This window comes from Helcobacillus sp. ACRRO, assembly GCF_022347125.1.
GTDB classification, from domain to species: domain Bacteria; phylum Actinomycetota; class Actinomycetes; order Actinomycetales; family Dermabacteraceae; genus Helcobacillus; species Helcobacillus massiliensis.
Window position 1 is genome coordinate 1 of the sequence record NZ_JAKRNG010000021.1, and the last position, 25,874, is coordinate 25,874.

Annotated in this window: 26 protein-coding genes and 1 tRNA gene; 17 read left to right on the forward strand and 10 right to left on the reverse strand. The window is 69.2% G+C overall.

The window, feature by feature from the left end; genetic code table 11:
* Window positions 1-125: 125 nt before the first annotated feature.
* Window positions 126-764 (reverse strand): 5-formyltetrahydrofolate cyclo-ligase, encoded by a 639-nt coding sequence (locus MHY20_RS08225; protein WP_183374854.1) that lies wholly within the window; start codon window positions 762-764, stop codon window positions 126-128.
* Between the two features lie 34 nt (window positions 765-798).
* Here MHY20_RS08225 and MHY20_RS08230 point away from each other — a divergent pair, with 34 nt between their 5' ends.
* The 6 genes from MHY20_RS08230 to MHY20_RS08255 all read left to right on the forward strand — a co-directional run bounded on the left by MHY20_RS08230 (window position 799) and on the right by MHY20_RS08255 (window position 6,457).
* Window positions 799-1,395, forward strand: coding sequence for a GNAT family protein (locus MHY20_RS08230; RefSeq protein ID WP_183374852.1), 597 nt, complete (start codon window positions 799-801; stop codon window positions 1,393-1,395).
* Between the two features lie 67 nt (window positions 1,396-1,462).
* Window positions 1,463-2,326, forward strand: a complete 864-nt coding sequence (locus MHY20_RS08235; RefSeq protein ID WP_239376121.1) for a hypothetical protein — start codon at window positions 1,463-1,465, stop codon at window positions 2,324-2,326.
* Window positions 2,327-2,397: 71 nt separating this feature from the next.
* Entirely contained in the window at window positions 2,398-3,612 is a 1,215-nt protein-coding gene (locus MHY20_RS08240; RefSeq protein ID WP_239376123.1) for an alanine racemase, read from the forward strand.
* A 20-nt stretch (window positions 3,613-3,632) separates the two neighbouring features.
* Entirely contained in the window at window positions 3,633-4,961 is a 1,329-nt protein-coding gene (locus tag MHY20_RS08245) for a D-arabinono-1,4-lactone oxidase (RefSeq protein WP_183374848.1), read from the forward strand.
* 34 nt (window positions 4,962-4,995) lie between these two features.
* Window positions 4,996-5,859: an inositol monophosphatase family protein gene (locus MHY20_RS08250; protein ID WP_239376125.1), complete on the forward strand. Its 864-nt coding sequence runs from the start codon at window positions 4,996-4,998 to the stop codon at window positions 5,857-5,859.
* Between the two features lie 13 nt (window positions 5,860-5,872).
* Window positions 5,873-6,457, forward strand: a complete 585-nt coding sequence (locus MHY20_RS08255; RefSeq protein ID WP_239376127.1) for a DUF4870 domain-containing protein — start codon at window positions 5,873-5,875, stop codon at window positions 6,455-6,457.
* 123 nt (window positions 6,458-6,580) lie between these two features.
* Here the strand turns inward: MHY20_RS08255 and glpK are convergent, their stop codons facing one another.
* The 3 genes from glpK to MHY20_RS08270 form a co-directional block, all read right to left on the reverse strand.
* The gene (gene glpK / locus MHY20_RS08260; protein WP_239376129.1) at window positions 6,581-8,110 is read right to left on the reverse strand and encodes a glycerol kinase GlpK; all 1,530 of its coding nucleotides are present in this window, start codon (window positions 8,108-8,110) and stop codon (window positions 6,581-6,583) included.
* A gap of 49 nt (window positions 8,111-8,159) precedes the next feature.
* Entirely contained in the window at window positions 8,160-8,888 is a 729-nt protein-coding gene (locus MHY20_RS08265) for an MIP/aquaporin family protein (protein WP_239376131.1), read from the reverse strand.
* Between the two features lie 115 nt (window positions 8,889-9,003).
* Window positions 9,004-10,722 (reverse strand): glycerol-3-phosphate dehydrogenase/oxidase, encoded by a 1,719-nt coding sequence (locus tag MHY20_RS08270; protein WP_239376155.1) that lies wholly within the window; start codon window positions 10,720-10,722, stop codon window positions 9,004-9,006.
* 168 nt (window positions 10,723-10,890) lie between these two features.
* On the opposite strand from MHY20_RS08270, the gene MHY20_RS08275 reads away from it, so the two are divergent.
* The 3 genes from MHY20_RS08275 (at window position 10,891) to MHY20_RS08285 (ending at window position 13,173) form a co-directional block, all read left to right on the forward strand.
* Window positions 10,891-11,802: a sugar-binding domain-containing protein gene (locus MHY20_RS08275; RefSeq protein ID WP_239376133.1), complete on the forward strand. Its 912-nt coding sequence runs from the start codon at window positions 10,891-10,893 to the stop codon at window positions 11,800-11,802.
* Between the two features lie 64 nt (window positions 11,803-11,866).
* Entirely contained in the window at window positions 11,867-12,607 is a 741-nt protein-coding gene (locus MHY20_RS08280; RefSeq protein ID WP_239376135.1) for a LysR substrate-binding domain-containing protein, read from the forward strand.
* A gap of 101 nt (window positions 12,608-12,708) precedes the next feature.
* Window positions 12,709-13,173: an S-ribosylhomocysteine lyase gene (locus tag MHY20_RS08285; RefSeq protein WP_239376136.1), complete on the forward strand. Its 465-nt coding sequence runs from the start codon at window positions 12,709-12,711 to the stop codon at window positions 13,171-13,173.
* Window positions 13,174-13,176: 3 nt separating this feature from the next.
* On the opposite strand, the gene MHY20_RS08290 is transcribed toward MHY20_RS08285, so the two are convergent.
* Window positions 13,177-14,778 (reverse strand): phospholipid carrier-dependent glycosyltransferase, encoded by a 1,602-nt coding sequence (locus MHY20_RS08290; protein WP_239376137.1) that lies wholly within the window; start codon window positions 14,776-14,778, stop codon window positions 13,177-13,179.
* 62 nt (window positions 14,779-14,840) lie between these two features.
* Here MHY20_RS08290 and rsmI point away from each other — a divergent pair, with 62 nt between their 5' ends.
* Window positions 14,841-15,758, forward strand: coding sequence for a 16S rRNA (cytidine(1402)-2'-O)-methyltransferase (gene rsmI, locus MHY20_RS08295; RefSeq protein ID WP_239376138.1), 918 nt, complete (start codon window positions 14,841-14,843; stop codon window positions 15,756-15,758).
* Between the two features lie 85 nt (window positions 15,759-15,843).
* On the opposite strand, the gene rpmF is transcribed toward rsmI, so the two are convergent.
* Window positions 15,844-16,014 (reverse strand): 50S ribosomal protein L32, encoded by a 171-nt coding sequence (gene rpmF / locus MHY20_RS08300; RefSeq protein ID WP_183374828.1) that lies wholly within the window; start codon window positions 16,012-16,014, stop codon window positions 15,844-15,846.
* 190 nt (window positions 16,015-16,204) lie between these two features.
* On the opposite strand from rpmF, the gene MHY20_RS08305 reads away from it, so the two are divergent.
* From MHY20_RS08305 to MHY20_RS08330, 6 genes are read left to right on the forward strand one after another with little or no spacing between them, the layout of a single operon-like run.
* Window positions 16,205-17,173: a TatD family hydrolase gene (locus MHY20_RS08305; RefSeq protein WP_183374826.1), complete on the forward strand. Its 969-nt coding sequence runs from the start codon at window positions 16,205-16,207 to the stop codon at window positions 17,171-17,173.
* Window positions 17,170-18,045, forward strand: a complete 876-nt coding sequence (rsmA, locus tag MHY20_RS08310; protein ID WP_239376139.1) for a 16S rRNA (adenine(1518)-N(6)/adenine(1519)-N(6))-dimethyltransferase RsmA — start codon at window positions 17,170-17,172, stop codon at window positions 18,043-18,045. Before MHY20_RS08305 ends, rsmA begins: the two co-directional genes overlap by 4 nt.
* A gap of 28 nt (window positions 18,046-18,073) precedes the next feature.
* A complete protein-coding gene (locus tag MHY20_RS08315; RefSeq protein ID WP_246370660.1) occupies window positions 18,074-19,003 on the forward strand; it encodes a 4-(cytidine 5'-diphospho)-2-C-methyl-D-erythritol kinase in 930 nt (309 codons plus the stop codon).
* Window positions 19,004-19,047: 44 nt separating this feature from the next.
* Window positions 19,048-20,844 (forward strand): ABC-F family ATP-binding cassette domain-containing protein, encoded by a 1,797-nt coding sequence (locus MHY20_RS08320; protein WP_183374820.1) that lies wholly within the window; start codon window positions 19,048-19,050, stop codon window positions 20,842-20,844.
* Window positions 20,845-20,885: 41 nt separating this feature from the next.
* On the forward strand, window positions 20,886-21,401 hold the full coding sequence (locus MHY20_RS08325) for a methylated-DNA--[protein]-cysteine S-methyltransferase (protein ID WP_183374818.1): 516 nt from the start codon (window positions 20,886-20,888) through the stop codon (window positions 21,399-21,401).
* Entirely contained in the window at window positions 21,401-22,072 is a 672-nt protein-coding gene (locus MHY20_RS08330) for an alpha-ketoglutarate-dependent dioxygenase AlkB (RefSeq protein WP_183374817.1), read from the forward strand. Before MHY20_RS08325 ends, MHY20_RS08330 begins: the two co-directional genes overlap by 1 nt.
* A 21-nt stretch (window positions 22,073-22,093) precedes the next feature.
* On the opposite strand, the gene MHY20_RS08335 is transcribed toward MHY20_RS08330, so the two are convergent.
* The 4 genes from MHY20_RS08335 to MHY20_RS08350 all read right to left on the reverse strand — a co-directional run bounded on the left by MHY20_RS08335 (window position 22,094) and on the right by MHY20_RS08350 (window position 25,608).
* Window positions 22,094-22,354 (reverse strand): hypothetical protein, encoded by a 261-nt coding sequence (locus tag MHY20_RS08335; protein WP_183374815.1) that lies wholly within the window; start codon window positions 22,352-22,354, stop codon window positions 22,094-22,096.
* 14 nt (window positions 22,355-22,368) lie between these two features.
* The gene (locus MHY20_RS08340; protein ID WP_239376140.1) at window positions 22,369-23,685 is read right to left on the reverse strand and encodes a TFIIB-type zinc ribbon-containing protein; all 1,317 of its coding nucleotides are present in this window, start codon (window positions 23,683-23,685) and stop codon (window positions 22,369-22,371) included.
* The gene (locus MHY20_RS08345; protein WP_183374811.1) at window positions 23,685-24,935 is read right to left on the reverse strand and encodes an SPFH domain-containing protein; all 1,251 of its coding nucleotides are present in this window, start codon (window positions 24,933-24,935) and stop codon (window positions 23,685-23,687) included. The genes MHY20_RS08340 and MHY20_RS08345 overlap by 1 nt, the downstream gene beginning before the upstream one ends.
* Window positions 24,936-25,074: 139 nt before the next feature.
* Entirely contained in the window at window positions 25,075-25,608 is a 534-nt protein-coding gene (locus MHY20_RS08350) for a MarR family transcriptional regulator (protein ID WP_183374809.1), read from the reverse strand.
* Window positions 25,609-25,781: 173 nt separating this feature from the next.
* Here MHY20_RS08350 and MHY20_RS08355 point away from each other — a divergent pair.
* Window positions 25,782-25,853 (forward strand) — tRNA-Gln (locus tag MHY20_RS08355).
* The last annotated feature ends 21 nt before the right edge of the window (window positions 25,854-25,874 follow it).

A 25,874-nucleotide genomic window follows, 5' to 3' on the forward strand; every position in this document is an offset into this window, starting at 1 on the left:
GGTCAACGCGTGTCTCTCGACCGGGCGGCAACACCCCCCGGACCATCAATGGCAGGGCAACAAAGCCATACCCGGCCGAGCGACCAGACCCCGTCCATCGGGGTGCTCACAAGGTAACGGGGGAGTCAGGCGTCGTCGGTGAGCACCGCGATGCCGTCCGCTGTTGCAGCGAACCGGATCGGGTAGTCGTGCTCGTCGCGCGGCAGCGTTCCCGCCGGCAGAAGCTCCGACGGGTTCACCGCAGTCACCACGAACGACTCCGTGGACCGGTGCTGAAGAGCGCGGTCGTAGTAGCCCTTGCCGTGGCCGATGCGGGTGCCCGAACGGTCGACCGCCACCGCCGGCGTGATGATCAGATCCGCCGTGGCGAGGCCCTCCACACCGTGGTCCTCACCGGTCGGTTCCGTTCCGAACTTCGCCCCTTCTGATGCCTCCAGTTCGCTGACGCCGTCCCACTCCCTCCAGGTCAGCACATCGCCGTGGTACACCGGCAGCAGGACGGTCGAACCGCCGGTTGCGAGGGTGCGCAGCAGCGCCATGGGATTCGCCTCCGTCGGCAGCGCGCTGTAGCCCGCAACCACGAGGGGGCGCTCGAGGTCACCCAGATGGGAGTCGATGAAGCCCTCCAGGTGGGCGACGAGCGCTTCGGACTCATCACGGTGCCGCTGCGCGCCCTCCGGTGTCGAATAGGCGGAGCGGCGGGCGGCGAGGATCTCTTTGCGCAGCGCCTTCTTGCGGGCGGTGAGGTCGTCGATGTTGCTCATGTCGCCATCCTGGCACGAAGATCAAGGGGTGACCATGAGAGAACCGGGCGGACCTGCCGCCCAGTCCCCGGCCGACGCAGGCGCGCCGCGGCACGAACCGCGGGTCGAGCTTCGGCCCCTGCGCCGCCGCGACCGTCGAGCATTCATCCGTCTGCGGGACCAGAACTGGGAATGGCTCCGCCCCTGGGAGGCCGTGGATCCGTCGGCTGATGCCCCCGCCTCCTCCGCCGCAGTGTTCCGCTCCCTGCGCCGCAGCGACCGGCTCGGTTCCACCGCAACCCTCGCTGTTGAGGTGGAAGGGCGCCTGACCGGCCTGGTCATGATCGGCCCCATGATGTGGGGCGCGGTCAGCACCGCCCCCATCGGCTATTGGATCGAGGAGAGCGCCGCCGGGTGCGGAGTGATGACGCGGGCACTGCGCCTCGCCCTGGACTACTGCTTCGAAGACCTCGCCCTGCACCGCGTCACCGCCCAGATCCAGCCCTCCAACACCGCATCCCTGCGGGTGGCGCACAAGGTCGGGCTGCGCCGTGAGGGCCTGCTGACCGGGTCGATGCACGTCAACGGCGCCTGGCGCGACCACCTGCTGCTCGCCGTGACCGCGGAGGAGCACCGTCCGCTGAATCCGTGAGCGGATTCCATGGGGAGGCCGCGCGTGTCTGACCGGGAAATGACATCGCTGTCATTACCCTGGAACAGTGAACGAATTCAATCTTGGTGCGGTGCTCCTCGTCCTCCTGCTGCTCATGTGGCTGGGATACGCTGTGCCGCGCATCTCCCGTCGCCGAGAACTGCTCGGTCAGGCGCAGGAGATGAACCAGGAGAGGTTCACCCACACCGCACGCGACCTCACTGGCGGCGTGCGGGCCCGGCAACGATCAGCAAAGGCTTCCCCCATGGCTCACCGCTCCCAGCTGCTCCGTCCCAGCACTCCGATCGATCGCCCGCGCTTCGAGGTTGAGGGCGCAGGCCGTGATCTCGGCGCCGAGGTCATCGCGCCCGTGGAGAACCGTCACCGGCTGCTGACCGCGATCCTGCTGGTCCTGCTGGTCGGAGCACTGGCGCTCACCGGCACCGCTATCGCCGGGCTCACCAGCTGGTGGCTCGCAGCGGGTGTCGCATGGCTCGCCGTCATGTTCGCAACTGCGCTGCGCCTGACCCGAACACGCCGCCAGCGCCGCGCAGTGCGTCCGGCACGCGTCCAGGAGTCGGCACCCGTCGGCCAGGCGGCCGCCGCGGAAGCCGACGATGCCGGCAGCGGAGCCGGTTCCACCGCGACCGCCGCACAGGCTGAGACCGCGCAGCCGGCTCGCAGCGCCGTGATGGGTCCCGCAGAGCGACACGAACTGTTCCTGCGCGAGATCATCGGCACCGATGCTCGTGAGCAGTCCCAGACCTACCGCTACGGCACCCTGTCCTCCGCCACCGCCCCGCTCGAGTACGCACGCCTCGAGGAGATCGAAGCGGTCGAAGCCGAGACCGCGGATGCGGAGGCCGCCGCCGGAATGACCATCGCCGAGGGCCTTACACTGGATGAGGTGCTCGAGCGTCGCCGCGCCTGAGCCCGCTGGCCCGAGGATGCGCCGGGCTGAGCGCGTCAGACAGCCGCCTCCTGAGGAAAGGGCCGTGCACCGTGGCACATCTTCGCAGCGACCGCCCCCTGCCGTTCGATGAGCTGGACGCCGTCCTCCGGCAGGCCGGGCTCACCCACCGCCCCGTCGGCGTCGTCGACCTCGACGCCTTCGAGGACAACATCGCCGCCATGCGCCGCCGCACCGGCGGCCTCCCCATCCGAGTCGCCACTAAGTCCCTCCGAGTCCGCTCCCTCATCAGCACGGCGGAAGCAGCCGAGGGCTACTCCGGCCTGCTGTGCTTCACCCTGGACGAAGCACTGTGGCTGCACAGTCGGGGCCACCAGGACATCGTGGTCGCCTATCCCACCGCGGACACCGCAGCGATCCAGCGCCTCGCTCAGCACGACAGCGCCCGCGCCGCCATCACCCTCATGGTGGATTCGAGGCCGCACCTCGACCTGATCGAAACCGCCATCGGCGCCGCCTCGAGCAGCACCGCCCCGATCCGCGTGGCGATCGACATGGACGTCGCCTACCAGCCTCTGAAGGGCCTCCACATCGGAGCCCTGCGGTCCCCGCTGCGCACACCCGAGGACATGCTGGGCCTCGCCCGAGAGATCAGCCGCCGCCCCGCCCTTCGCCTGGTCGGCATCATGGCGTATGAGGGCCAGATCGCCGGGGTCGGCAACCTCGGGCCCCGCCGGGCCGTAGTCCGCCTGATGCAGCGCGCCTCCAGCCAGGAGATCCTGCACCGCCGCGGCGCCGCTGTCCGCGCCGTCGCAGGCGAGTTCGACCTCGAATTCGTCAACGGCGGCGGAACCGGCTCCATCGAGACCACGTCCCAGGACCCCGTGATCACCGAGATCGGAGCCGGGTCCGGGCTGCTGGCATCCGCCCTCTTCGACGAATACAGTGCGTTCACCCCGCGGCCGGCCCTGTTCTTCGGCTTCACCGTTGTGCGCCGACCAGCGCCGAAGGTCGCCACCATCACCGGCGGCGGGATCATCGCCAGCGGTGTCCCCGGGCCGGACAGGCTTCCGCGCGTGGTGCACCCAGCGGGCCTGCGGTTCAGCCGTCAGGAGGGCGCCGGCGAAGTGCAGAGCCCAGTGGTCGGAGAAGCGGCAGAGCACCTGCGGGTCGGGGATACAGTATGGCTCAGGTGCGCGAAGGCGGGGGAGCCCGCGGAGCGCTTCTCGCAGTATGCACTGGTGCGCGGCACGGAAGTGATGGACGTGGTCCCCACCTACCGCGGTGAGCATCAGCTGTTCCTCTGATCCGAAAGGACGGTCCGCCGATGACCCCACTGCCGCTCGCTGACAAGCGCACCCTCACCTCGAACTGGTCCGGCAGCGTGGACTTCTCAGCGGCCGACGTCGAGCACCCCGGCACCGAGAGTGCGGTCATCCACCACATCGCCCGCGCCACCGCCCACGGCCACAGCCTGCGCCCCATCGGCGCCGGCCATTCCTTCTCACCGCTGTGCGAGACCGACGGAACCCTCCTCACCCTCGACAACCACCGCGGCCTGGTCAAAGTCGACCGCGCCACCGGTGACGCCACCTTCCGCGCCGGCACCCGCCTGATGGAGATCGGTCCCGCGCTCGCGCGCCACGGCCGCGCCATGATCAACATGGGCGATGTGGACGCGCAGTCCATCGCCGGCGCCATCTCGACCGGCACCCATGGCATGGGCCACCAGATGCAGGGCCTCGCCGCCACCGTGACGGGCCTGCGGATCGCGCTCGCCAGCGGTGACGTGGTGTGGGCGGACAAGGACACCAACCCGCGCCTGTTCGAAGCGGCCCGTCTCAGCCTGGGGGTCATCGGCATCATCCTGGAGGTTCGGATGGCGACCGCCCCCGCTTTCCGGCTGGAGAGCAGGGACGAGAACCTCCCGGTCGACGACGCCGTAGCCGGATTCCTCCAGTCCAGCACGCAGGCCGACCACCAGGAGATCTTCTGGTTCCCCGGCTCGACCCGCGCCACGCTGCACACCATGCACCGACGGGAGGCCGGCGCCCGTCGGTCCCGCCCCAACCGGGTCTCCAGCTTCGTGAGCCGTGAACTGCTCGCCAACGGCGTGTGGGAGATCATGTGCCGCGCCGGCACCCGGTCACCTCGGGTTGCACCCGCCCTCGCCGATGTCGCCTCACGGTTCTTCCCGGGCGCCGCCGTCACCGACGACTCCCACACCGTGTTCACCGCCCCGCGCCGCGTCCGCTTCCACGAAGCGGAGTACGCGATCGCCGCGGAGGCGTTCCCGGAGGCGTTCGGCAAGGTCCGCGCCCGCATCCACCGGGAGTTCCGGGACGTGCTGTTCCCGCTGGAGATCCGCCGCGCCGCCGCGGACGATGTCTGGATGTCCACGTGCTACGACCGAGACACCATCTACATCGCCGCGCACACCTACCACCGGCGCGACGGCTACGCCTTCCAGCAGGCGGTGCAGGAGGAGCTGATGGAGTTCGACCCGCGTCCGCACTGGGGGAAGATGCACTGGCTGGACGCCGACTACTTCGCCCGCGTCTACCCGCGCTTCGACGACTTCCGCACGGTCCGTGCCGAAGTGGACCCGAAGGGCATCTTCCTCAACGACCACACCCGCACCGTCCTGGACGTCTGAGGGCGCGCCGACGGGTGCCTGAGAGGATGGATGCATGACTTCAGCATCCGTCCCCACCATCACCTCACTCGTCGACGCGGCGCGCGCCGCCGCCAGCGCAGCGGCCGACTACCAGCGCGGCCTGGACCGCTCGGCTATCGACCGTGAATACAAGCTCAACGCACACGACATCGTCACTGAGCATGACAAGCGCTCCGAACAGATCATCGTCGACGCGCTCAGCGCCGCTGTGCCCGATGCCCGCATCCTCGGTGAGGAGAGCGGCCACCAGGGCGGTGACGGCCCGGTGGCGTTCATCGTGGACCCGATCGACGGCACGTCGAACTTCGCCGCCGGCCTGCCGCTGTTCTGCGTGTCCATCGGCATCGAGATCGATGGAGCCCTCGTCGGCGGGGTGATCAACGCCCCGATCCTCCACCAGGAGTTCTTCTCCGATGACACCGGGGCGTACCTCAACGGTGAGAGGCTGGGCCCGCACACGATGAAGCCGCAGCAGGATTCGCTGGTGCTGTCCTCGTTCCCCGGCAACCGCGACTTCAGCGACCACCCCGACATCGCCCTCGACCTGGCGGGTGCGCTGCGCAGCGACACCAGCGCGCTGCGCAGCCTCGGCACCGCGGCCCTGGAGCTCGCCTATGTGGCGGCGGGCTGGGCGGACGCGGCGATGCTGCTGAGCATCAAGCCGTGGGACGTGGCCGCGGGCTTCCACCTGGTGGAGCAGGCGGGCGGGTCGGTCCGGGCCTGGTCCGGCGAACCCGGCGTCGAGTCAGACGGAGGTATGACCCCGCTGCACATGCGCCCTGCCTACGTCGCATGTGCGGGGCAGGACCGCCTGCCTACGCTGGACCTGATCGCTGAGCGCGTGCATTCGCACCGCGCCGGCGCCTCACCCAACTGACCAGGAGGTTGCCATGAGCAGCGCCATCCCACCGCACAACCCCAACAGTCCCAATCCCTCGCAGCCCGACGAGTACGGCTACGGCCAGCAGGGCCCGCACGCACAGAACTCAAACGAACAGCACGCAGGCCACGGCCAGCAGCCGCATGCTCAGCAGGCTCCCTACGCTCATCAGCAGCCGTCGGCCGCGCAAGGGGCGCAGGCGCCGCTGTCCGACTCCGATGCCCGTCTCTGGGCGATCCTCGCGCACCTGTCGATGCTGATCGGCAGCCTCGCGTCGGTCGGCTACCTCGGCTGGCTGGGACCGCTGGTGATCCTGCTGGTGTTCGGCAGCCGCAGTCCGTTCGTGCGGCAGGCCGCCGCCGGCGCCCTCAACTTCGCCATCACCATCTTCATCGCGCAGGTGGTCCTCGGCATCATCGCCGCCATCGGCTGGATCCTCGTGTGGGTCCTGGTCGGCCTCATCCCGCTGGCAATCGCCGGCCTCGGCCTGCTGATCGTATGGGTGGTCTCGATCATCGTTCCGATCCTCGCCGCGGTCACGGCGAACAGGGGCGAGGCCTACCGCTACCCGCTGACCTGGCACATCATCTCGTGAACGTGTGAACCGCGCACGGCGCAGAACGAAGGGGGCGGGGCCGAGGAGACATCTCCTCGGCCCCGCCCCTTCCTGTGCCCCCACGACCGCGCCGGTCGTCGGCCCCAGCGTGGGGAGCGGAACTCACTCGGTGAGCGCGTCCGTGTGGTCGTCCACCCAGTCGAAGGTGCGCTCCACAGCCTTGCGCCACACGCGCATGGAGCGCTCGCGGGTCTCCTCGTCCATGGCGGGCTCCCAGCGGGTGTCCTCGGACCAGTTGTCGATGACGTCCTGCTCTGACTTCCAGAAACCGACCGCGAGGCCGGCGGCGTAGGCGGCGCCGAGGGCGGTGGTCTCCACGACCTTCGGCCGGACCACATCCACGTCCAGAAGGTCCGCCTGGAACTGCATGAGGGTCTCGTTGACGGTCATGCCGCCGTCGACCTTCAGCTCCTTCAGCGGCACGTCCGCATCCTGGTTCATCGCCTCGACCAGTTCCGCGGACTGGAACGCGGTGGACTCCAGGACTGCACGGGCGACGTGGTTCCTGTTGACGAAGCGGGTCAGGCCGACGATCGCGCCGCGGGCGTCGTCGCGCCAGTACGGGGCGAACAGGCCGGAGAAGGCCGGCACCACGTACACGCCGCCGTTGTTGTCGACCTTCTTCGCGAGGGTCTCCACCTCGGGGGCGTCCTTGATGAGGCCGAGGTTGTCGCGCACCCACTGCACGAGGGAGCCGGTGACGGCGACCGAGCCTTCGAGGGCGTAGACCGGCTTGTTGTCGCCGAGCTGGTACAGCACGGTGGTCAGCAGGCCGTTTTCGGAGTGGACGATCTCCTCGCCGGTGTTCATCAGCAGGAAGTTGCCGGTGCCGTAGGTGTTCTTCGCCTGGCCGACCTCGAAGCACGCCTGGCCGAAGGTGGCGGCCTGCTGGTCGCCGAGGATACCGGCGAACTTGGCGCCGATCAGCAGGGAGTTCTTCGACCCCTCGCCGTAGACCTCGGAGGAGGAGCGGATCTCCGGCAGCATCGACATCGGAATGCCCATGTCCTTGCAGATCGACTCCTCCCAGTCGAGGGTCTTCAGGTTCATGAGCATGGTGCGCGAGGCGTTCGTGACATCGGTGATGTGCAGGCCGTCCTTGGTGCCGCCGGTGAGGTTCCACAGCACCCAGGTGTCGGTGGTACCGAACATGAGGTCGCCGGCTTCGGCCTTCTCACGGGCTCCCTCGACGTTGTCGAGGATCCACTTCACCTTCGGGCCGGAGAAGTAGGTGGCCAGCGGCAGGCCGACGATGTCCTTGTACTTCTCCGGGTCTCCGCCGCCGAGGTCCTCCACGATCTTCTTGGTGCGGGTGTCCTGCCAGACGATGGCGTTGTAGACCGGTTTGCCGGTGGTGCGGTCCCACACCACAGCGGTCTCGCGCTGGTTGGTGATGCCGACCGCGGCGATCTGGTGGCGGTTGATGTCGGCGCGGGACAGGGCCGTGCCGATGACTTCGCGAACGTTCTTGATGATCTCCACCGGGTCGTGCTCGACCCAGCCGGACTTCGGGAAGATCTGCTCGTGCTCCATCTGGCCGACCGAGACGATCTCGCCGGCGTGGTTGAAGATGATCGCGCGCGAGGACGTGGTGCCCTGGTCGATCGAGAGGATGAACTTCTCCTGGGACATGATGGTCTCCTTCACGGGCGTCGATGCCCGTTGACGGTTCTGTGACAGGTCAGTTGGCGACGAGGACGGTGGACACGAGGCCGGCGAGGACACCGCCGACGATCGGGCCGGCGATCGGCACCCACGAGTACGCCCAATCGCTGCCGCCCTTGCCGGGGATCGGCAGCACGGCGTGCGCAAGGCGGGGGCCGAGGTCACGGGCCGGGTTGATGGCGTAGCCGGTGGGGCCGCCGAGCGAGGCGCCGATGGAGAGCACCAGCAGGGTCACCGGCAGCGGGCCGAGCTCGGTGGGAGTCGAGCCGAACATGAGGATGACCAGCACGAGGACGAAGGTGGCGATGACCTCGGTGACGAAGTTCCAGCCGTAGGAGCGGATCTCCGGGCCGGTGGCGAAGGTGCCGAGGATGAGCGCCTGGTCCTGCTCCTGGTCGTAGTGCTTCTTGTAGGTCATCCACGCGAGGACAGCGCCGATGAAGGCGCCGATCAGCTGCGCGAGGAGGTAGGCGACCGTGTTCCCGAAGGTCACGGGGATGCCGGGTGCGTATTCGGCGGCGCCGCTGGCGAGCAGGCCGAACGTGACGGCGGGGTTGATGTGCGCGCCTGTTTTGAAGGCCACATAGACACCGCAGAAGACGCCGAGCGCCCAGCCCACGTTGATCAGCAACCAGCCGCCGCCGAAGCCTTTGGTCTTGCCGATGATGACGTTGGCGACGACGCCGACGCCCAGCAGGATCAGCATTGCTGTGCCGGCGATTTCGTACAGGAAGATCTCTCCCATGGGTTCTCCTCATTGAGACTGCGGCCGCGTGTGCGGCGGTGGAAGGGTGGGGTCGAAGGGACAGGGACAGGTGGGCGGCCGGCCCGCCGCGGGGGAGGGCCGGCCGCAGGCGCGCTCAGATCAGCGCGGGGACTTCGGGGACGGGCTCCACGAGGGCGGCGGCCTCAGCATCGGTCTGCACGTCTTCGGCATCCAGATGCGCCTGGATGTACGCGCGGTAGGTGTCGACCTCGCAGACGCGGCGCGCCTCCGACCAGTCGAGCTCTGCGGCGACGATGCGGGAGGCTTCGTCGGCCGCGTCGACTCCCCGGTCGGTGACCTCATAGATGAGGCGGGTGCGCCGGGCGAGGACATCGGCGAGGTGCTCCGCGCCTTCTGCACGGGCGGCGTAGGCCACTTCGGCGCGCAGGTAGCGCGGGGCGCTCTCCAGCGGCTTCGCCAGAGACGGGTCCTCCTCCATCATCGTGAACAGCTCGCCCAGCAGGGAGCCGTATCGGGTGAGGAGCCGTTCGGTGCGGATCGCATCGAAGCCGAACTCGCGGGCGCGGCGCTCGGCGTGCAGGCGCATCTCCTCGAACCCGTCACCGCCGATGATGGGGATCTGCTTCGTCCGCGTCTTCGGCGCATCGGCCTGGCCGCGCAGCGCGAAGTCGACCACGTCCTCCGCCATCACGCGGTAGGTGGTGAACTTTCCGCCGGCGATGGCGGACATCCCCTCGCGCACCTCCATCACGGTGTGCTCGCGGGAGACCTTCGTCGAGGACTCCTCGTTCTTCGAGACCGGCTGCAGCAAGGGGCGAAGGCCTGCGAAGACGCCGAGGACGTCGTCGCGCCGGAGCGGCCTCTTCAGCACGGCGTTGGCGTGCTCGAGCACGTAGTCGATGTCGGCGCTGGTGGCCGAGGGGTGCGCGACGTCCTGCTTCCAGGGCGTATCGGTGGTGCCGATGATCCAGTACTCGTCCCACGGGATGATGAACAGGACCGACTTCTCGGTCTGGGTGATGACCCCGGCGTGCTCTTCGGCCTGGATGGCGTCGCGCGGCACGGTGATGTGGATGCCCTTGGAGGCGAGCACCTCGAGTCCCTGGCCGGCGTCGGCTCGGTCCTGCTCGTCGCCGGTCCACACGCCGCCGGCGAGGATGACGTGCTCAGCGTGCACCGTGTACTGCTCACCGGTGAGCAGGTCGGTGAGCTCCACGCCGATGACCCGTTCCCCGCGGCGCAGATAGTCGGTGACGCGGGTGTAGGAGGTGGCGTGGGCGCCGAGGTTGACGGCGGAGCGCACCAGCATCATGGTGACGCGGGCGTCGTCCATTGTGGCGTCGTAGTACTCGATGCCGCCGCGGTTCTTCGCCGGGTCGAGGCCCGAGAAGTGCTTCTGCAGCTTCTTCGGGAACAGGTGGCGGTGCATCGGAACGGCGCGGTGGCCGGTCTGCATCGCGTCGTACAGAGCGATACCGGAGCCGATGAAGGCGCGTTCGGCGATGTTCTTCATCGGGAACACGAAGCTGACGGGCTGGACCAGGTGAGGCGCCGTGGTGGTCAGCAGCAGGTCGCGTTCGCGCAGCGCTTCGGCGACGAGTTTGAAGTCGAGCATCTGCAGGTAGCGCAGGCCTCCGTGCATGAGCTTCGAGGAACGGGAGGAGGTGCCGGTGGCCCAGTCCTGCATCTCGGCGACGCCGACGCTGAGCCCGCGGGTCGCCGCGTCGAATGCGGCGCCGGCGCCGTTGATGCCGCCGCCCACGATGAAGATGTCCAAGGGGTTCTCGGCCGTGGCGGCGGAGTAGGCCTCGAATGCTGACCTGCGTGCCTCGGCGTTGAGGGGTGCCTTCAGAGAGGGAGTCACGGTGTCCTCAGATCTGCGGGCAGCAGCCCGCCTCGGGTGTCGTGTCCACCCATTGTGATGTGACCTGATCGAGTGGTCAATCAGGGTGCACGAACGTGCAATACTGGCCTGATGAGCGGGTCCGATCGACTGAATGCGGCCTTTGAGGCTGCACTAATGTATTACCAGGACGGCATCACCATGGAGGCGATCGCCGACCGCACCGGCCAGTCCCGCTCGACGATCTCCCGCCTGCTGCGCGACGCCCGTGCCCACGGCCTCGTCACCATCACGCTGCGACCGCCTGGCCAGCAGCGCGTGCAGGCTCTGCAGGTCCGGCTCCGCGACCGCTTCGGCGTCAGTGCCACCGTCGTCCCCGTCGCCCCCACGATGGATGAGCGCGAACGCCTGGACGCCGCGGCCCAGGAGGCAGCCGCCCTCATCGATTCCCTCATGGACACCAGCACGGTCATGGGCATCGCCTGGGGCACCACCATGACTGCTGTTGCCGACGCCATCCGGCCCCGTCCCGTCCCAGGAGCGCGCATCGTGCAGCTCAACGGCGCGATCGACTCCGAAGGCGCCGGCTTCGACTACGCCACCGCAGCCATCAGCCGCCTCGCCCAGAAGTGGGACGCACAGATGCACCCGTTCGCGGTCCCCGCGTTCTTCGACTACGAGGACACGCGCCGAGCCATGTGGCGAGAGCGCTCCACCCGCCGCATCCTCGACCTGCAGAACCGCACCTCCATCGCCGCATTCGGCGCCGGCGCCTTCGACTCCGCCGTCCCCTCCCATGTCTACGCCTCCGGCTACTTCACCAAGGAGGTCACCGAGCAGCTGCAGGCCGACGGGGTCGTCGGCGACGTCTGCACCATCGCCCTGCGGGCCGACGGATCCTGGCGTGACATCGAACTGAACCGCCGCGCCACGGGCCCGGACCCGGACCGCCTGAAGCGGATCCCACGGCGCATCCTCGTCGGCGCCGGATCCTCGAAGGCGCGGGCGCTGCGGGCCGCCCTGCTCGCCGGTGTCGCCACCGACCTTGTGGTGGATGAGAGCGCCGCCGCCGGCATCCTCGCCGACTGACAGCGCCCGGATCCGAACCCGACCCTGCGATGATGGGACCCGTCCCCAGGAGGAAGGAGACTCCATGTCCTCACGTGCCAAGCGCGGCCCCGCCCGCGGCGGCCGCCCCGCGGCGGGCAGAAGCCGCACCGGTGGACGCGGGAAGAAGCCGTCGGCCCAGGAGCAGCGCCGCACAGGACGTCAGCGCACCTCGGGGGACGGGCATGAGGCCGCCGATAGGCAGGCGGCCAAGGACGAGCGCACGCTGAGGGTCGGATTCATCCCCGGCGTGGAGCCGGACCGGTTCGGCCGTCGCTGGCGTCAGTCGCCGCTGCGCGCGGACCTGGAGCTCGTTCCTCTCGTGGAGCGCGACCCCCTGCAGGCGCTCGCGGCGGGTGAGGTCGACATGGTCTTCGCTCGGTTCGATCCGGCGCAGGTCGTCGGCGGCTCCCACCTCGACCCGCCGATCGATCTGCATGCGGTGCCGCTGTGGCAGGAGGTGCCGGTGGCGGTGATGAGCCGCGACAACGAGCTGAGCATCCTCGATGAGGTCAGCGACGCTGATCTCGAGGACGAGCACGTCTTCGACCAGCAGCGCCCGGGCGATGAGAAGGAGCGGGTGCTGATCGTCGAAGCCGGCATCGGCTGCACGATCATGCCGATGTCGCTCGCCCGGTTCCACCACCGCAGGACCGTGGTGCACCGTCCCTACGTGGACGGCGAGCCCACTCAGATCGCCCTGTGCTGGCCGACGGATGCGGACGATGACCTTCGGCAGGAGTTCGTGGCGGTGGTGCGCGGCCGCACCTCCCGCTCGTCGCGGTGATGGCGCGGACGGCGCCTGCCGGCCCGCAGCGGTTCTCCGTGAGCGCTGATCCCATCTCGATACGCTGACGGGGCACAGCACCGCCGTCGAAGGGAACAGTCATGGCCGAGAAGATGAACGTGGAGAGCTTCAACCTGGACCACCGCAAGGTGGAGGCTCCCTACATCCGCATCGCCGACCGCAAGGACCTCGGCAGCGGGGTCCGCCTGACGAAGTTCGATCTTCGCTTCACCCAGCCGAACCGTGAGCATCTCGAGTCCGAGGTGGTGCACTCGCTGGAGCACATGATGGCTGAGCACTCCCGCAACCATTCGGACGTGGTCATCGACATCTCGCCGATGGGATGCCGCACCGGCTTCTACCTGCTGGTCTCCGGCGACATGGAGGTGCAGGACGCCGCGGATCTGGTGGAGGCCACTCTGAACGACCTGGTGGCGGCCGATGAGGTTCCCGCCGCCAATGAGATCCAGTGCGGGTGGGGCGCCCACCATGATCTGGACGGGGCGAAGCGGGAAGCGAGCCGCTTCCTGGAGCAGCGCGAGGACTGGCTCACAGTGGGGGTCTGAGGCTCAGGACCAGCTGTCCAGCCAGATCCGCCACTGCCACTGCTCGTACGGGATCATCTCCCCGGTCCACACCGGCCAGAAGAACGCCGAGACCAGGATGATCAGGCAGGTGAGGGAACCGGCGGCGGCCGCGCCGACCTGTCGGCGCCCCGCCGCCTTCTCATCGCCCGCGGCGAAGAGGGCGGCGCCGCCCGCTGGAGATGCGGCCCGCTTCCCGCGGCGGGCACGGGCCCGCAGCAGGCGCGGACCGATCAGCAGCCCCAGCACGTACACCAGCGCCATCACCATGAACGGTTCGAACACGATGGTGTAGAAGGTGAACACGGTGCGGTTCAGGTACATCAGCCACGGCAGGTAGCCGGCGCCGATGCCGGTGAGGATTGCGGCGGCGCGGCCGTCGCGGCGCCACACCGCGGTCACCAGGAGCACCGGGATGGACAGCGCCGCCGCCCACCACAGCACCGGATTGCCCACCGATGTGATCACCTCAGCGCAACTCTGCGCCGTGCAGCCGTTCTGCCCGTGCTCGGAGGAGGTGAACAGGAACAGGGTGGGTCGCAGCTGCAGCAGCCAGCCCAGCGGGCTCGCCTCGTACGTGTGCCCGGAGTCCAGCCCCACGTGGAACCGGTACGCCTCCTGGTGGTAGTGCCACCAGGAGATCAGGGCCCGCACGGGCCCCGGCGCGGAGGCGTGCCCGTTGCTCTCAGCCCAGCGGCGGCCCCAGCCGTCGTCCGAGACGAACCAGCCGGTCCAACTCGCCAGGTACACCAGTGCCGCAACCGGCACCGTCTGCAGGAACGCGGGGATCGCATCGCGGACGAAGCCTCGGGTGAACCAGTGCGGATCGCGGGCGCGGCGGCGCCGCATCCAGTCCCACACCACGGTGAGGATGCCGAAGAACGCCAGCACGTACAGCCCGGACCACTTCACCGAGCACGCCGCACCCAGCAGGACGCCCGCCGTCAGCCGCCACCCGCGTGCTCCCAGCGGCAGGCCCGAGGCGATCCGCGCATCCGCGCGGTCACGGTCCAGCAGCAGCGCACCGAACGCCAGCAGCACGAACACCATGAGGAAGAGGTCCAGCAGGCTGGTGCGCGAATGCACCAGGTGGGCGCCGTCGATCGCCATGAAGAACCCGGTGAGAGCGCCCAACAGGAGGCTGCCGAGCAGGCGGCGCACGATCAGAACAGCGGCGATGATGCTGATCGTTCCGGCCACGGCCGCGGAGATCCGCCAGCCGACGGGGTCATCGGCGCCGAGGGCCACTTGCCCCAGTCCGATGAGCCATTTGCCCAGCGGAGGGTGGACGACGTACGCACCGGAATCGAGGAATGTGGAGACGTCTCCCGCTTCGAACGCGGGGTTCGGGTTCTCCGGCCAGTCCATCTCCACGCCGCGCTGCGTGAGCGTGTAGCCGTCCTTGACGTAGTAGGTCTCATCGAAGATGAGAGTCTTCACCGCACCGAGGCGGTGCAGGCGCAGCATCAGCGCGAACGCGCCGATCAGCAGGGCCGTGATCCAGGCCGCGACGGCGGTGTGGGCGTCTGCGGGCAGGTGGACGGCCCGGGTGCGGCCGACGGAATCAGGAGCTGTGGCTGTGGACACCCCGCCATGGTAGCGGCGGCAGCGGCCGGATCGGTGCAGGCGGCGACAGATACGATCAGGACATGAGCGATGAGACTGCAGGCCAGAGCGGCAGCTCGGCACCCGTCGGCGCCGACGCCGTCCTCACCCCCGGGGTGCTGACCCTCGCCGCCACCCCCATCGGCAACCCGCTGGACGCCACCGTGCGCCTCACCCGCGCCCTGCGGGAAGCGGACCTCATCGCGGCGGAGGACACCCGCCGCCTCAAGCGGCTCGCCACCGCCCTCGGCATCCGCCTGGACGCCACGACCGTCTCGTACCACGAACACAACGAGGAGCAGCGCACCGACCGGCTCCTGAGGGCGGCCGCTGAGGGGCAGCGCGTCCTCATCGTCACCGATGCCGGGATGCCCGTGGTCTCCGATCCGGGGTTCCGCGCAGTCCGCGCCGCCCTCGAGACCGGCTGCCCCGTCGATGTCCTGCCCGGACCCTCGGCCCCCGTCACCGCGCTCGCCCACACCGGCATCGCGCCCGACCGGTTCGCGTTCGAAGGGTTCCTGCCGCGGCGCCCCGGGCAGCGGACGGCAGCCCTGCAGCGCATCGCAGCGGACGACCGCACCCTCATCTTCTTCGAATCCCCCCGCCGCACTGCCTTGACCCTCGCAGCGATGCGCGAGGCGTTCGGAGCAGATCGCAGCGCCGCGGTGTGCCGGGAGCTCACCAAGACCCACCAGGAGATCAAGCGGGGCACCCTCGCGGAGCTGACGGATTGGGCCGAGGCGCACGAGGTGCTCGGCGAGGTCGTCATTGTGGTGGAGGGCGCCGGCCCCGAGGACGCCGCCGCGCATGCCGCCGCGCAGACAGCCGACCCGATGGACCTGCTGCGTGAGCTCGTGGCCGACGGCACCCGCCTGAAGGACGCTGCGAAGCAGGTGGCTGCGCAGGTGCCGGGAGTGCGCTCACGCGACCTCTACGAGCAGGCTCTGGCCGAGAAGCACTGAGGCGGCCGCTGCGCGTCTGACCGGACGCGGGCATGAAAAAAGCGCCCACCGCAGTGGACGCTCATTTCAGATGTGATCCAGCAGATCAGGCATCGATGTCGATCAGACCGCGCTGGTAGGCCTTGGCCAGACGGCGCGGAACACGTGCGGTGCGGCCGCGGACGGACACCTGCACGAGGTCGGTGGCTTCAGCCTTCCACTGGGCGCGGCGCGAACGGGTGCGGGCCCGGGACATCTTGAACTTGGGCACTGCCATGAGAACGCTCCTTGCTCGAATGAAAAAATCTGGGGGCGTGCGTGTGGAACCGACGAATCGGCACGAGCGCACGCAACAGGAGACGATTATGCCAGAGAACCGCCGCGCAGGGGAGAGTATCGGGTCGGGCGTGTGGTGGTGATAACAGCAGTCGGCGGGGTCCGTCGGCCGCCACCCGTACGATGGGTCCATGACTGACTCTGCGCCCACCACGGGCAAGCGCACCCGCGACCAGCGCACCGAGAGCGGAAGCCGCCGCGACCTCAGCTGGCCTCCCCAGCCGGAGGCTCTGCCGCTGCCGGTGACGGACAACCACGCCCACCTCGACTTCATCGACGGCAAAGAGGAGCTCAGCGTGCAGCAGCAGCTCCAGCTCGCGATCGACTCGAACGTCACCGGCGTCATCACCATCGGCTGCGACCTCGCCGCCGCCCGCTGGACCCGCGCCCTGCTCGACGGCAGCGTCGAACAGCCCGCGGACCCCGCTCTGTTCCGCAACCACCTGCGCGCCGGCGTCTCCATCCACCCCAACACCGCGGTCGAACACCGCCGCGGCACCGACCGCGACGGCAACGAGCTGCCCAGCCTCGAGGACGCGATCGCGGAGGTCTCCGACCTCCTCGACCACGACCACATGGTCACCATCGGCGAGACAGGTCTCGACTGGTTCCGCACGAAGCGCGCCGACGAGCACGCCCGCACCGCCCAGATCGACTCCTTCCGCGCCCACATCGCGCTCGCGAAGGAGAAGGGCCTGCCGATGCAGATCCACGACCGCGACGCCCACCAGGACGTGCTGGACGTGCTGGACGCCGACGGGATCCCCGACCGCACCGTGCTGCACTGCTTCAGCGGCGACGCCGACTTCGCCCGCGCCTGCGTGCAGCGCGGTGCCTACATCTCCATCGCCGGGCCCATCACCTTCAAGTCGAACGACTCGCTGCGCGATGCCCTCGCCGCCGTCCCCCTCAACCGGGTCATGGTGGAGACTGACGCCCCGTTCCTCACCCCGGTGCCGTACCGAGGCCGGCCGAACTCGCCGTACCTCATCCCGCACACCATGCAGACCATCGCGGACGTCCACGGCGTCAGCCTCGAGGACGCGTGCGCCGCCGTCCAGGCCACCACTGCCGAGGTGTACGGCTGGAGCGGCGCATGAGCGCCGCCTCCCCCCTGCTGACCGCCCCCGAGATCCGGCGCCTCGCCGAGTCCGGCGGCATCCGGCCCACCAAACAGAAGGGCCAGAACTTCCTGCTCGACCCCAACACGGTTCGCGGCATCGTGGAGCGCGCCCGCATCGCGCCCGGCCAGGCCGTCGTGGAAGTGGGGCCGGGCCTCGGCTCCCTCACGCTCGGACTGCTGGACGCCGGGGTGCACCTCGGCTGTATTGAGCTCGATGAGAAGCTCGCCGACCTGCTGCCGCAGACCGTCGCCGCCAAAGGGTTCGACCCGGACTCCTTCGCCCTCACCCAGGGGGACGCCCTCAAGGTGGAGCAGCTGCCGAGGCCCGCTGCCGCGAGCTCGGATGCGACGGCTCTGGTCGCGAACCTTCCGTACAACGTGGCCACACCGATCGTCCTGACCATGTTCGCCCGCTTCGACTCCCTGCGCAGCGCCCTCGTCATGGTGCAGAAGGAGGTCGCGGAACGGCTTGCCGCGGTCCCGGGGTCCAAGATCTACGGCGCGCCGAGCGTGAAGACGGCCTGGTACGGATCAGCGGAGCTCGCCGGCACCATCTCCCGCCAGGTGTTCTGGCCCGTGCCGAACGTGGACAGTGCCCTGGTGCGCATCCAGCGCGACCGGGTCGCCGATCCGGCGGAGCCCGCCCGCGAGGACGTGTTCCGCCTGATCGATGCGGCGTTCGCCCAGCGCCGCAAGACCCTCCGCTCCGCGCTGAAGCCCGCCCTGGGCACCACGCAGGTCGTGGATGCTGCTCTGGAGGCCGCCGGCATCGAACCGACCCGTCGCGGAGAGACCCTCGTGATCTCGGACTTCATCCGCCTCGCAGCGGCGGCATCCGGTTTGCGCTGACGGGCTCGGATGCGGTTTGCTCAGACCCATGACAGTCGGCTCAGTGACAGTGCACGCGCCCGGGAAGATCAACCTCTCCCTGCGCTGCGGGCGCGCAGACGAACGCGGCTACCACCGGCTCGCCACCGTCTTCCACGCGGTCGACCTGGTGGAGACCATCACCGCTGAACGCGCCGATGACCTCACCGTCACCATGTCCGGAGCCGGCTCCGAACACCTGCCGGTGGACGGCACCAACCTCGTGGTGCGCGCTGCGCGAGCCATCCACGAGCGCGCCGCCGTGCTCGGACGCCCCGTCGGCGGCTCCGCCCGCATTCATGTCGACAAGCAGGTGCCGGTCGCCGGCGGAATGGGCGGCGGCAGCGCTGACGCCGCCGGCACGCTCGTGGCCCTGAACCGCCTGTGGGGGCTCGAGCTCGGCCTGCACGAACTCACCGTCCTCGCCCGCGATCTCGGAGCGGACGTCGCATTCCCCTTGCTGGGCCGCACCGCCCTCGGCACCGAGTACGGCGATGTTCTTGAGGCGGTGCCCGCAGCGGGGTCCTGGCACTGGCTGCTCATCGAACCCGGCGGCGGCCTGTCCACTCCGGGCATCTTCCGCCGCTTCGACGAGCTCACCGCGGCAGCCGGCCGCCCCGTTCCCGAGCAGCCCGACGCCGACTCCGCGCTGCTCACCGCTCTCGCCGACGGCGACCTCCACCGCGTGGGGGCGCTGATGGACAACGACCTCCAGGCCGCAGCGTTCGACGCCGACCCCCGCCTGCGCGCCCTCATCGCGACGGCCCGCACCGCTGGCGCGCTCGGCGCTGTCGTCTCCGGCTCGGGCCCCACGATTGCGGTGCTCGCCGTCAGCGGCGAGCACGCTGCGCAGCTGGAGCAGGCGATCCTCGCCGACCATGACGTAGCGCGCACCCACCGGGTCGGCGGCGGAGCCGCCGGCGCGCATGTGACCGCCTGAACGCGTGTTTCCGCGGCCGACGGGCACCCCGCTAGGGTTGGTCCGTGGCACTTCTCCTCGGGGCTGAGTCCCTGCACCTGGCATATCCGAACCGCGTCGTCATCGACTCGGTCACCTGCGGCATCTTCGACGGCGACCGCATCGGGATGGTCGGCCGCAACGGTGACGGCAAATCCACTCTGCTGTCCATGCTGTTCGGCCGTCTCGAGCCGATGGGCGGGCGGGTCACTCCACGCGGCGGTGTCCGCATCGGGCTGCTGGCGCAGTCGGACAGCCTCGATGACGAGGCCACCGTCGGCCACGAGATCGTCGGCCATCTCCAGGAGTACGAGTGGGCGGGCGACCCCCGCATCCGCGACGTCGTCTCCGGCCTCGTCTCCGACATCCCCTTCGACCGCCTGATCGGCGCCCTCTCCGGTGGGCAGCGCCGCCGCGTCGCGCTCGCGCAGCTGCTGGTGGGGGAGTGGGACCTGATCGGTCTGGATGAGCCCACCAACCACCTGGATGTGGAGGGCATCGCCTGGCTCGCCCGGCATCTGAAGAACCGGTGGCCGAAGAACCAGGGGGCGCTCGTGGTCATCACCCACGACCGCTGGTTCCTCGACGAAGTCTGCACTGCCACCTGGGAGGTGCACGACGGCATCGTGGAGCCGTTCGAAGGCGGCTACGCGGCGTACGTCCTGCAGCGCGTGGAGCGCGACCGGATCGCGGCCCAGGCGGAGCAGAAGCGGCAGAACCTGATGCGCAAGGAACTGGCGTGGCTGCGCCGCGGCGCCCCCGCGCGCACCTCGAAGCCGAAGTTCCGGATCGACGCCGCCAATCAGCTCATCGCCGATGTGCCCGATGTCCGCAACTCCCTCGAACTCAAGCGCATGGCCACGGCGCGCCTCGGCAAGAAGGTCGTGGACCTGGAGGACGTGGGCGTGGCCTACGGCGACAAGCAGGTGCTCGCGGATGTCACCTGGCTCATCGCCCCCGGTGAGCGCACCGGCATCCTCGGCCAGAACGGCGCCGGCAAATCGACCCTGCTGAACCTCATCGCCGGAGCGATCGAGCCGACCAGCGGTCGCATCACCCGCGGCAAGACCGTGCAGGTGGCGATCCTCGACCAGCAGTTCCGCGAGCTCGCGGAGATCGGCGACAAGCGGGTCCGCGAGGTGCTCGCCGAGTACCGAACGTCGTTCACAGTGGACGGCAAGGAGCTCAGCCCCGCCCAGCTGCTGGAGCGCCTCGGCTTCACGAAGGACCACCTGTCGACCCCGGTGATGGACCTCTCCGGTGGCCAGCGCCGCCGCCTGCAGCTGCTGCTGGTGCTGATGAGCGAACCGAACGTGCTGATCCTCGATGAGCCCACGAACGATGTGGACACCGACATGCTGACCGCGCTGGAGGACCTGCTGGACTCCTGGCCCGGTACCCTGATCGTGGTCAGTCACGACCGCTACCTGATGGAGCGCGTCACCGATCAGCAGTACGCGGTGATCGACCAGGGGCTGCGGCACCTGCCCGGCGGGGTGGAGGAGTACCTGCAGCTGCGGGCCGCCCAGGACTCCCGCCCTGATGCAGCGGCCACGGCACGCGGCTCCGACGGGTCCGCCGCACCAGAGGGACAGGCGCTCAGCGGAGCCGAGCTGCATGCCGTGAAGAAGGAGGTCTCCTCCATCGAACGGCGCATCGACCGCCTCACCGCCGAGATCGCTCGCCTGCACGATCAGCTCGCCGCCCACGACCCCACCGACTTCGAGGGGCTCAGCGCCCTGCACGCGCAGGTGCGCGAACGCGAGGAGGAGATCGAGCAGTTGGAGGAGCGCTGGCTCGAGCTCACAGAGCTCACCGGTTGATGGACGCGGCCACGGGCGAGGCCGGCTGGCACAATGGGCGCATGACTGCTGAGCGCGTAATCGATTCGCCCCTGGGGCGCCTGCTGCTGACCGCTACTGACCGCGGCGTCAGCGCCGTCAGCTTCGAGGCGGACCTCGACGTCCCCCGCGACGCCGACCGTTCATCGCCCCAGCGGGACTGCGCACCCAGCAGCGGGCAGCACCCGTCGGCCGCTCACCACCTCGAGCGCGCCGAAGCGGAGCTCGCCGAGTTCTTCGCGGGTGAGCGCAGAGGATTCACCGTGCCGCTGGCACCACCGGCCACCACGGAGCTGCGCCGCGCCGTTCATAACCACCTCGCGCAGATCCCCTACGGCACCACCCGCACCTACACGCAGGTCGCCGATTCCGTCGGCCGCCCGAGGGCGACCCGCGCAATCGGCTCCGCCTGCGGCTCCAACCCTCTCCCCATTCTGGTGCCATGCCACCGCGTGCTGCGCGCCGACGGGTCGCTCGGCGGCTACCGCGGCGGGCTCGAAGCGAAGCGGATGCTGCTGGACCTCGAATCGGGCCGCTGATGGACCCCCTGTTCGGGGACGAGCTCGTGCAGCGCCCGATTCCGGAGCTGCCGCCGGGTGCCCACTTCGTGCCCGGGTTCCTCACCCTGGAGCAGCAGCGCTGGATCGTCGGCCAGTTCCATCGGTGGGTCGAGGGACCGGTGCCCCTGCACTCCACCACGATCCGCGGAAACCCGATGAGCGTGCGCACCGTCTGCCTCGGGTGGCATTGGCGCCCCACCGGCTACACGCGGGAGGCCGTGGACGTCAACGGGCGCCGCGTGCTCGACTTCCCCGACTGGATGGGGCGGCTGGGTCGGCGCGCCCTCACCACCGCCACCGGGGACGAGAGCGCCGCGGTCCGCTACCGCCCCGACACCGCCCTGGTGAACTTCTACGACTCCACCGCCCGGATGGGCATGCACCAGGACAAGGACGAAAAGGCCGACGACCCGGTGGTGTCCCTGTCCATCGGTGATTCCTGCCGCTTCCGCTTCGGGAACACCGAGACCCGAAACCGGCCCTATCAGGACCTTGAGCTGCGTTCGGGCGACCTGTTCGTGTTCGGAGGGCCGTCCAGGCTCGCATTCCACGGTGTGCTCGGCACCCGGGCGGGCACCGCGCCCGACGGATGCGGCCTCACCAGCGGCCGCATCAACATCACGATGCGGGTCACCGGCCTCAGCGGCTGAGCATCACCGCGTCGTGGACCATCACTTCAGGGGAACGCGCCGCACCCGCTGCCGATGATCCAGCGTGTTGTGCCCGTTCATCATGCGTGAACGCAGACTGTCGTAGCGGCGAGTGGGCCGATCGTACATCTGCACATCGACCACTTCGACACTGGTCTGAGTTTCGAACTCGTAGGACTTATCGGTGTTGCGGTAGTACTGGTAGATCGCGAAGTACACCGTGAGCCCCACCAGCAGCATGCCGCCGAGCGGGAACAGGATGTAGCTGATCGCTTCGTTCATCGTCGGTGTCCTCCTCAGAAGGCATTGGCGACAAGCGGCGCAAGGAAGCCCAGCACCAGCCCGCCGAGGGAGGCGAGCGCGGACACGGCGATCAGCTTGCCCTGCGACACGGGGACGGAGCCCATGGTGCGCCCCGTGCGGCCGTTCACAGCGATGTAGTGGACGAACTGGCTGCCGTCGGACCGGTGCTCCATGTGGCTGTACAGCCACACCGGCAGATAGATCGACACCCAACGGCTGCCGTGCACGTCCAGTCCCTCCCGCTCCCAGACCACACCGCGGTCGTACAGCGGCAGCATGCCGGAGGCGCGGGCGCGGGCGATGGACAGGAAGCCGTCGGCCGCTTCTCCGCCGAGGTCGGCGATGTTCGTGTCGCGCCGCTCCGAGGTGAATCCGCTGAGGTAGTTCGGGTTGTAGGCGACGGCGTTCTTCGTATCGAATGGCTGCACCGCATTGATCACGTTGTTCGTGTTCACGGCGGTGTTCATGTGGGCGCGGTCCGCGTTCGACTCCAGCGGCAGGTCGTCCACGCGCAGGGTGAAGCGGCGACCGAACTCGTACTCCTGCGCGATGTAGTAGGTGCGTCGTTTGTCGTCGGAGCCGACTGTGCGGGTGCCGAGGTGCTCCTGGCCCCGTCCCTGCAGCTCGACGTCCATGGTCGCATCCACCAGCATGTACGGCATGTACACCCCGAGGATGTTCTGCGGCTGGAACCCTTCCTTGAAGGCGGCGGTGGCGAACGCGCGCCGGGATCCGGCGAATTCGCGGATGTTCTTCACGGCCGCCTCATGCGGCACCGTGAACGGCAGGATCGCGTCCGGGATGCGGCCGTTGCCGATGCGCTGGCCGAGGCTCAGCACCTGTCGGCACCAGTGGCAGCGCGCCTGAGCCGCCTGCTGCGGATCGATGACGACGTCGGCGCCGCAGCCGGCGCAGCGGATCGTCACCACTGAGTCGTCCTCGACCAGGTTCGCAGCACCGGAGCCGTGCACCGTTCCTCGCAGGGAGCCGATGGAGGAGTCGAACCCGAACTGCTGGTCCGCGTTCGCCTCGTTCCACTGGAAGCGGCAGTAGGTGCACACCAGAGCGGCCGCTGCGGGGGAGTACCCGATCTCCGTGGAGCCGCAGCGGGGGCACTTCTGGAAGCCGCTCTGCTGGCCGCGCGAGGTGTCGATGACCTGCTCGCCGACGGGGCGGACATCCGTCATCGCTTCGTCACTGGCTTCGGTCCCGTTCAGCGGCGCGCCCTGCGGATCGGCGGCGACCCGGTGGGCGTCGTGTGCTCCCTGGGGGATGGGACGCGGGGCGTTGGGATCGAACGGGGCGGACATCACAGGCCGAGCGCGCGGTTCTTCGCAGCGTCGTAGTCCTCTTGGGAGATGAGGCCCTGGTCGAGCATCTGCTTGAACTGCGCGAGCTTCGCCACGGGATCCTCGCCGCTCTGGGACCCGTCGGCCTGCCCGCCCTGAGTCTGGCCGCCCTGCGCCTGCCCGGCCCCGCCGTCCTGCTGGGGCGCTGCCTGCTGCTGACCCTGCTGCGCGCCGGCGAACGGCGTCTGGTTCGTTGGCGCGGCCATGCCGCCGAGCGCACCGGCGCCCATGCCCATCATCGCCAGGCCCGCACCGCCGCCGTTCTGGCCAGCGGACTCCACGCCGCGCGCGAACGCCTGGCTGGCGAAGGAGCGGGAGCGGTCGCCGGAGAGGGCGTCGGCCTTCTTGACATCGGACAGCAGGCGGCGAGTGTCCTCGTCGTACTCGATGGACTCCATCGCGACCTTGACGATCACCAGACCGCGGTCCGCCGCCCAGCGGTAGTTCTCCTCCACCGCGGCGCCGAGCGCCTGCGCGAGGCCCATCGAATCCTGCTGGATGCGGGTGATGCGGTGGTCCTTGTCCTCGTCGTTGGTGTACTTCGAGAACGCGGCGGCGAGGGAGGCGACGACCTCGCGGAACAGCTGGTCCGCGGCGTCATTGCTCATGTCCGTGAAGTCGAACGGCTGAGCGTTCGGCTGGAGGTGCCTCGCGGGGACCCAGTTGTGCACGAACAGCAGCGGATCCACGATCTTCATCGTGTACGACCCGCGCGCCACGGCGCCCACCTGCGCGTTCATGTAGCGGTCGTCCCAGTAGATCTCCGACTGGGTGCCGAAGCGGTTGTTCGGCAGCTCCTTCAGCGACACGAACATCGCCAGCTGCTGGCTGCCGGGCTGCCCGCCGAACTTGAAGCGCTCCCAGGTGGTGGACACGGTGGAGGCGATGATGCCGTTGCCGGCGAACACGGAGCGGGAGTTCGGATCGCCGGAGGCCCAGATGTACCCGCCCGGCTCGGTGATCAGGCCCGTGGTGCGGCCGTCCTCCATCGTGATGAGGCCGTAGCCCGGCGGCACCACGATCTTCGACCCGTTGGAGATGATCGACTCGCTGCCCTTGGTGTTCTGGCCGCGGCCGGCGTTGGTGCCCTTCGAGACGGCGGGGAACAGAGCGGCCGTCGGCGCAATGCCGGACGGAACGGTGAGGAAGTCCAGCCACTGGTCGGCGAAGGTGCCGCCGAGTGCGCCGGTGAATGCCTGGATGAAGCCCATGAGGTCCTCCTGAAGTGGATGGTTCAGCGCCGATGTGACGGGCGCCGCTGCAGACAATCCAAGCACAGCCGACGGCGCCCACCTGCGTGTCAGCCGGGGGAGGGGTCCCCACCCGGGCTCGACGGAGACGTCACGGAGGTCAGGCCGACGGGTCCTCGGCGTCCGCCGGCGCCTCCAGCGCGAGCAGAAGACTGCGCAGAGCATCGCCCATCTGCTCCTGCGCGCCCGCGGGCAGGGCGTCGAGGAACTCCTGTTCGGCGTCCATCAGCGCACTGATCGCCTCATCGGCCAGGCGGATGCCCTCCGCCGACAGCTGCACCACCACGCTGCGGCCGTCCTCGGGGGCGCGGGCCCGCGTCACCAGGCCCCGCGCCTGCAGCTTGTCGAGCCGGGTGGTCATGGTCCCGGAGGTCACCAGGGTCTCCTGGATCAGCAGTCGGGGAGTGAGCTGGAACGGGTCGCCGGCGCGGCGCAGTGCGGAGAGGACGTCGAACTCCCAGCCGTCCAGGCCGACCTTCGCGAAGACATCGCGCCGCAGGTTCTCCTGGATCCACGCGATGCGGGAGATGCGGGAGAACACGTGCAGGGGAGTGGAGTTGAGATCGGGCTGCAGCTGCTGCCAGGCCCGGACGATGCGGTCCACCTCGTCCATCGCGGGGCGCTCAGCTGTCATCGTCTGCGTCTCCTCGTCTCGTCGGGTCTCTTCCGACGGCTGCCGGTCCAGGCGGCCCGCGCGGGGTCCGCCGTCGGTGTCGGAGGCGACCCCAAGTCTCACACATCCCGGCTCGGCAGATTAAGCGAATGGACAGGCCGAGGCTTAGGATCGGGAGCGTCCCCTACGGGTCATCCGCGATGGTGTAATCGGCAACACATCAGATTTTGGTTCTGAGATTCCAGGTTCGAGTCCTGGTCGCGGAACGGCAGTGATCTGCAGATCGC

What these genes read in the sequence shown, in the direction of transcription:
- MHY20_RS08225 (WP_183374854.1), bottom strand. Translation starts at nt 764, where the DNA reads ATGAGCAACATCGACGACCTCACCGCCCGCAAGAAGGCGCTGCGCAAA.
- MHY20_RS08230 (WP_183374852.1), top strand. Translation starts at nt 799, where the DNA reads ATGAGAGAACCGGGCGGACCTGCCGCCCAGTCCCCGGCCGACGCAGGC.
- MHY20_RS08245 (WP_183374848.1), top strand. Translation starts at nt 3,633, where the DNA reads ATGACCCCACTGCCGCTCGCTGACAAGCGCACCCTCACCTCGAACTGG.
- MHY20_RS08250 (WP_239376125.1), top strand. Translation starts at nt 4,996, where the DNA reads ATGACTTCAGCATCCGTCCCCACCATCACCTCACTCGTCGACGCGGCG.
- MHY20_RS08255 (WP_239376127.1), top strand. Translation starts at nt 5,873, where the DNA reads ATGAGCAGCGCCATCCCACCGCACAACCCCAACAGTCCCAATCCCTCG.
- glpK (WP_239376129.1), bottom strand. Translation starts at nt 8,110, where the DNA reads ATGTCCCAGGAGAAGTTCATCCTCTCGATCGACCAGGGCACCACGTCC.
- MHY20_RS08265 (WP_239376131.1), bottom strand. Translation starts at nt 8,888, where the DNA reads ATGGGAGAGATCTTCCTGTACGAAATCGCCGGCACAGCAATGCTGATC.
- MHY20_RS08275 (WP_239376133.1), top strand. Translation starts at nt 10,891, where the DNA reads ATGTATTACCAGGACGGCATCACCATGGAGGCGATCGCCGACCGCACC.
- MHY20_RS08280 (WP_239376135.1), top strand. Translation starts at nt 11,867, where the DNA reads ATGTCCTCACGTGCCAAGCGCGGCCCCGCCCGCGGCGGCCGCCCCGCG.
- MHY20_RS08285 (WP_239376136.1), top strand. Translation starts at nt 12,709, where the DNA reads ATGGCCGAGAAGATGAACGTGGAGAGCTTCAACCTGGACCACCGCAAG.
- rsmI (WP_239376138.1), top strand. Translation starts at nt 14,841, where the DNA reads ATGAGCGATGAGACTGCAGGCCAGAGCGGCAGCTCGGCACCCGTCGGC.
- rpmF (WP_183374828.1), bottom strand. Translation starts at nt 16,014, where the DNA reads ATGGCAGTGCCCAAGTTCAAGATGTCCCGGGCCCGCACCCGTTCGCGC.
- MHY20_RS08305 (WP_183374826.1), top strand. Translation starts at nt 16,205, where the DNA reads ATGACTGACTCTGCGCCCACCACGGGCAAGCGCACCCGCGACCAGCGC.
- rsmA (WP_239376139.1), top strand. Translation starts at nt 17,170, where the DNA reads ATGAGCGCCGCCTCCCCCCTGCTGACCGCCCCCGAGATCCGGCGCCTC.
- MHY20_RS08315 (WP_246370660.1), top strand. Translation starts at nt 18,074, where the DNA reads ATGACAGTCGGCTCAGTGACAGTGCACGCGCCCGGGAAGATCAACCTC.
- MHY20_RS08325 (WP_183374818.1), top strand. Translation starts at nt 20,886, where the DNA reads ATGACTGCTGAGCGCGTAATCGATTCGCCCCTGGGGCGCCTGCTGCTG.
- MHY20_RS08330 (WP_183374817.1), top strand. Translation starts at nt 21,401, where the DNA reads ATGGACCCCCTGTTCGGGGACGAGCTCGTGCAGCGCCCGATTCCGGAG.
- MHY20_RS08335 (WP_183374815.1), bottom strand. Translation starts at nt 22,354, where the DNA reads ATGAACGAAGCGATCAGCTACATCCTGTTCCCGCTCGGCGGCATGCTG.
- MHY20_RS08340 (WP_239376140.1), bottom strand. Translation starts at nt 23,685, where the DNA reads ATGTCCGCCCCGTTCGATCCCAACGCCCCGCGTCCCATCCCCCAGGGA.
- MHY20_RS08345 (WP_183374811.1), bottom strand. Translation starts at nt 24,935, where the DNA reads ATGGGCTTCATCCAGGCATTCACCGGCGCACTCGGCGGCACCTTCGCC.
- MHY20_RS08350 (WP_183374809.1), bottom strand. Translation starts at nt 25,608, where the DNA reads ATGACAGCTGAGCGCCCCGCGATGGACGAGGTGGACCGCATCGTCCGG.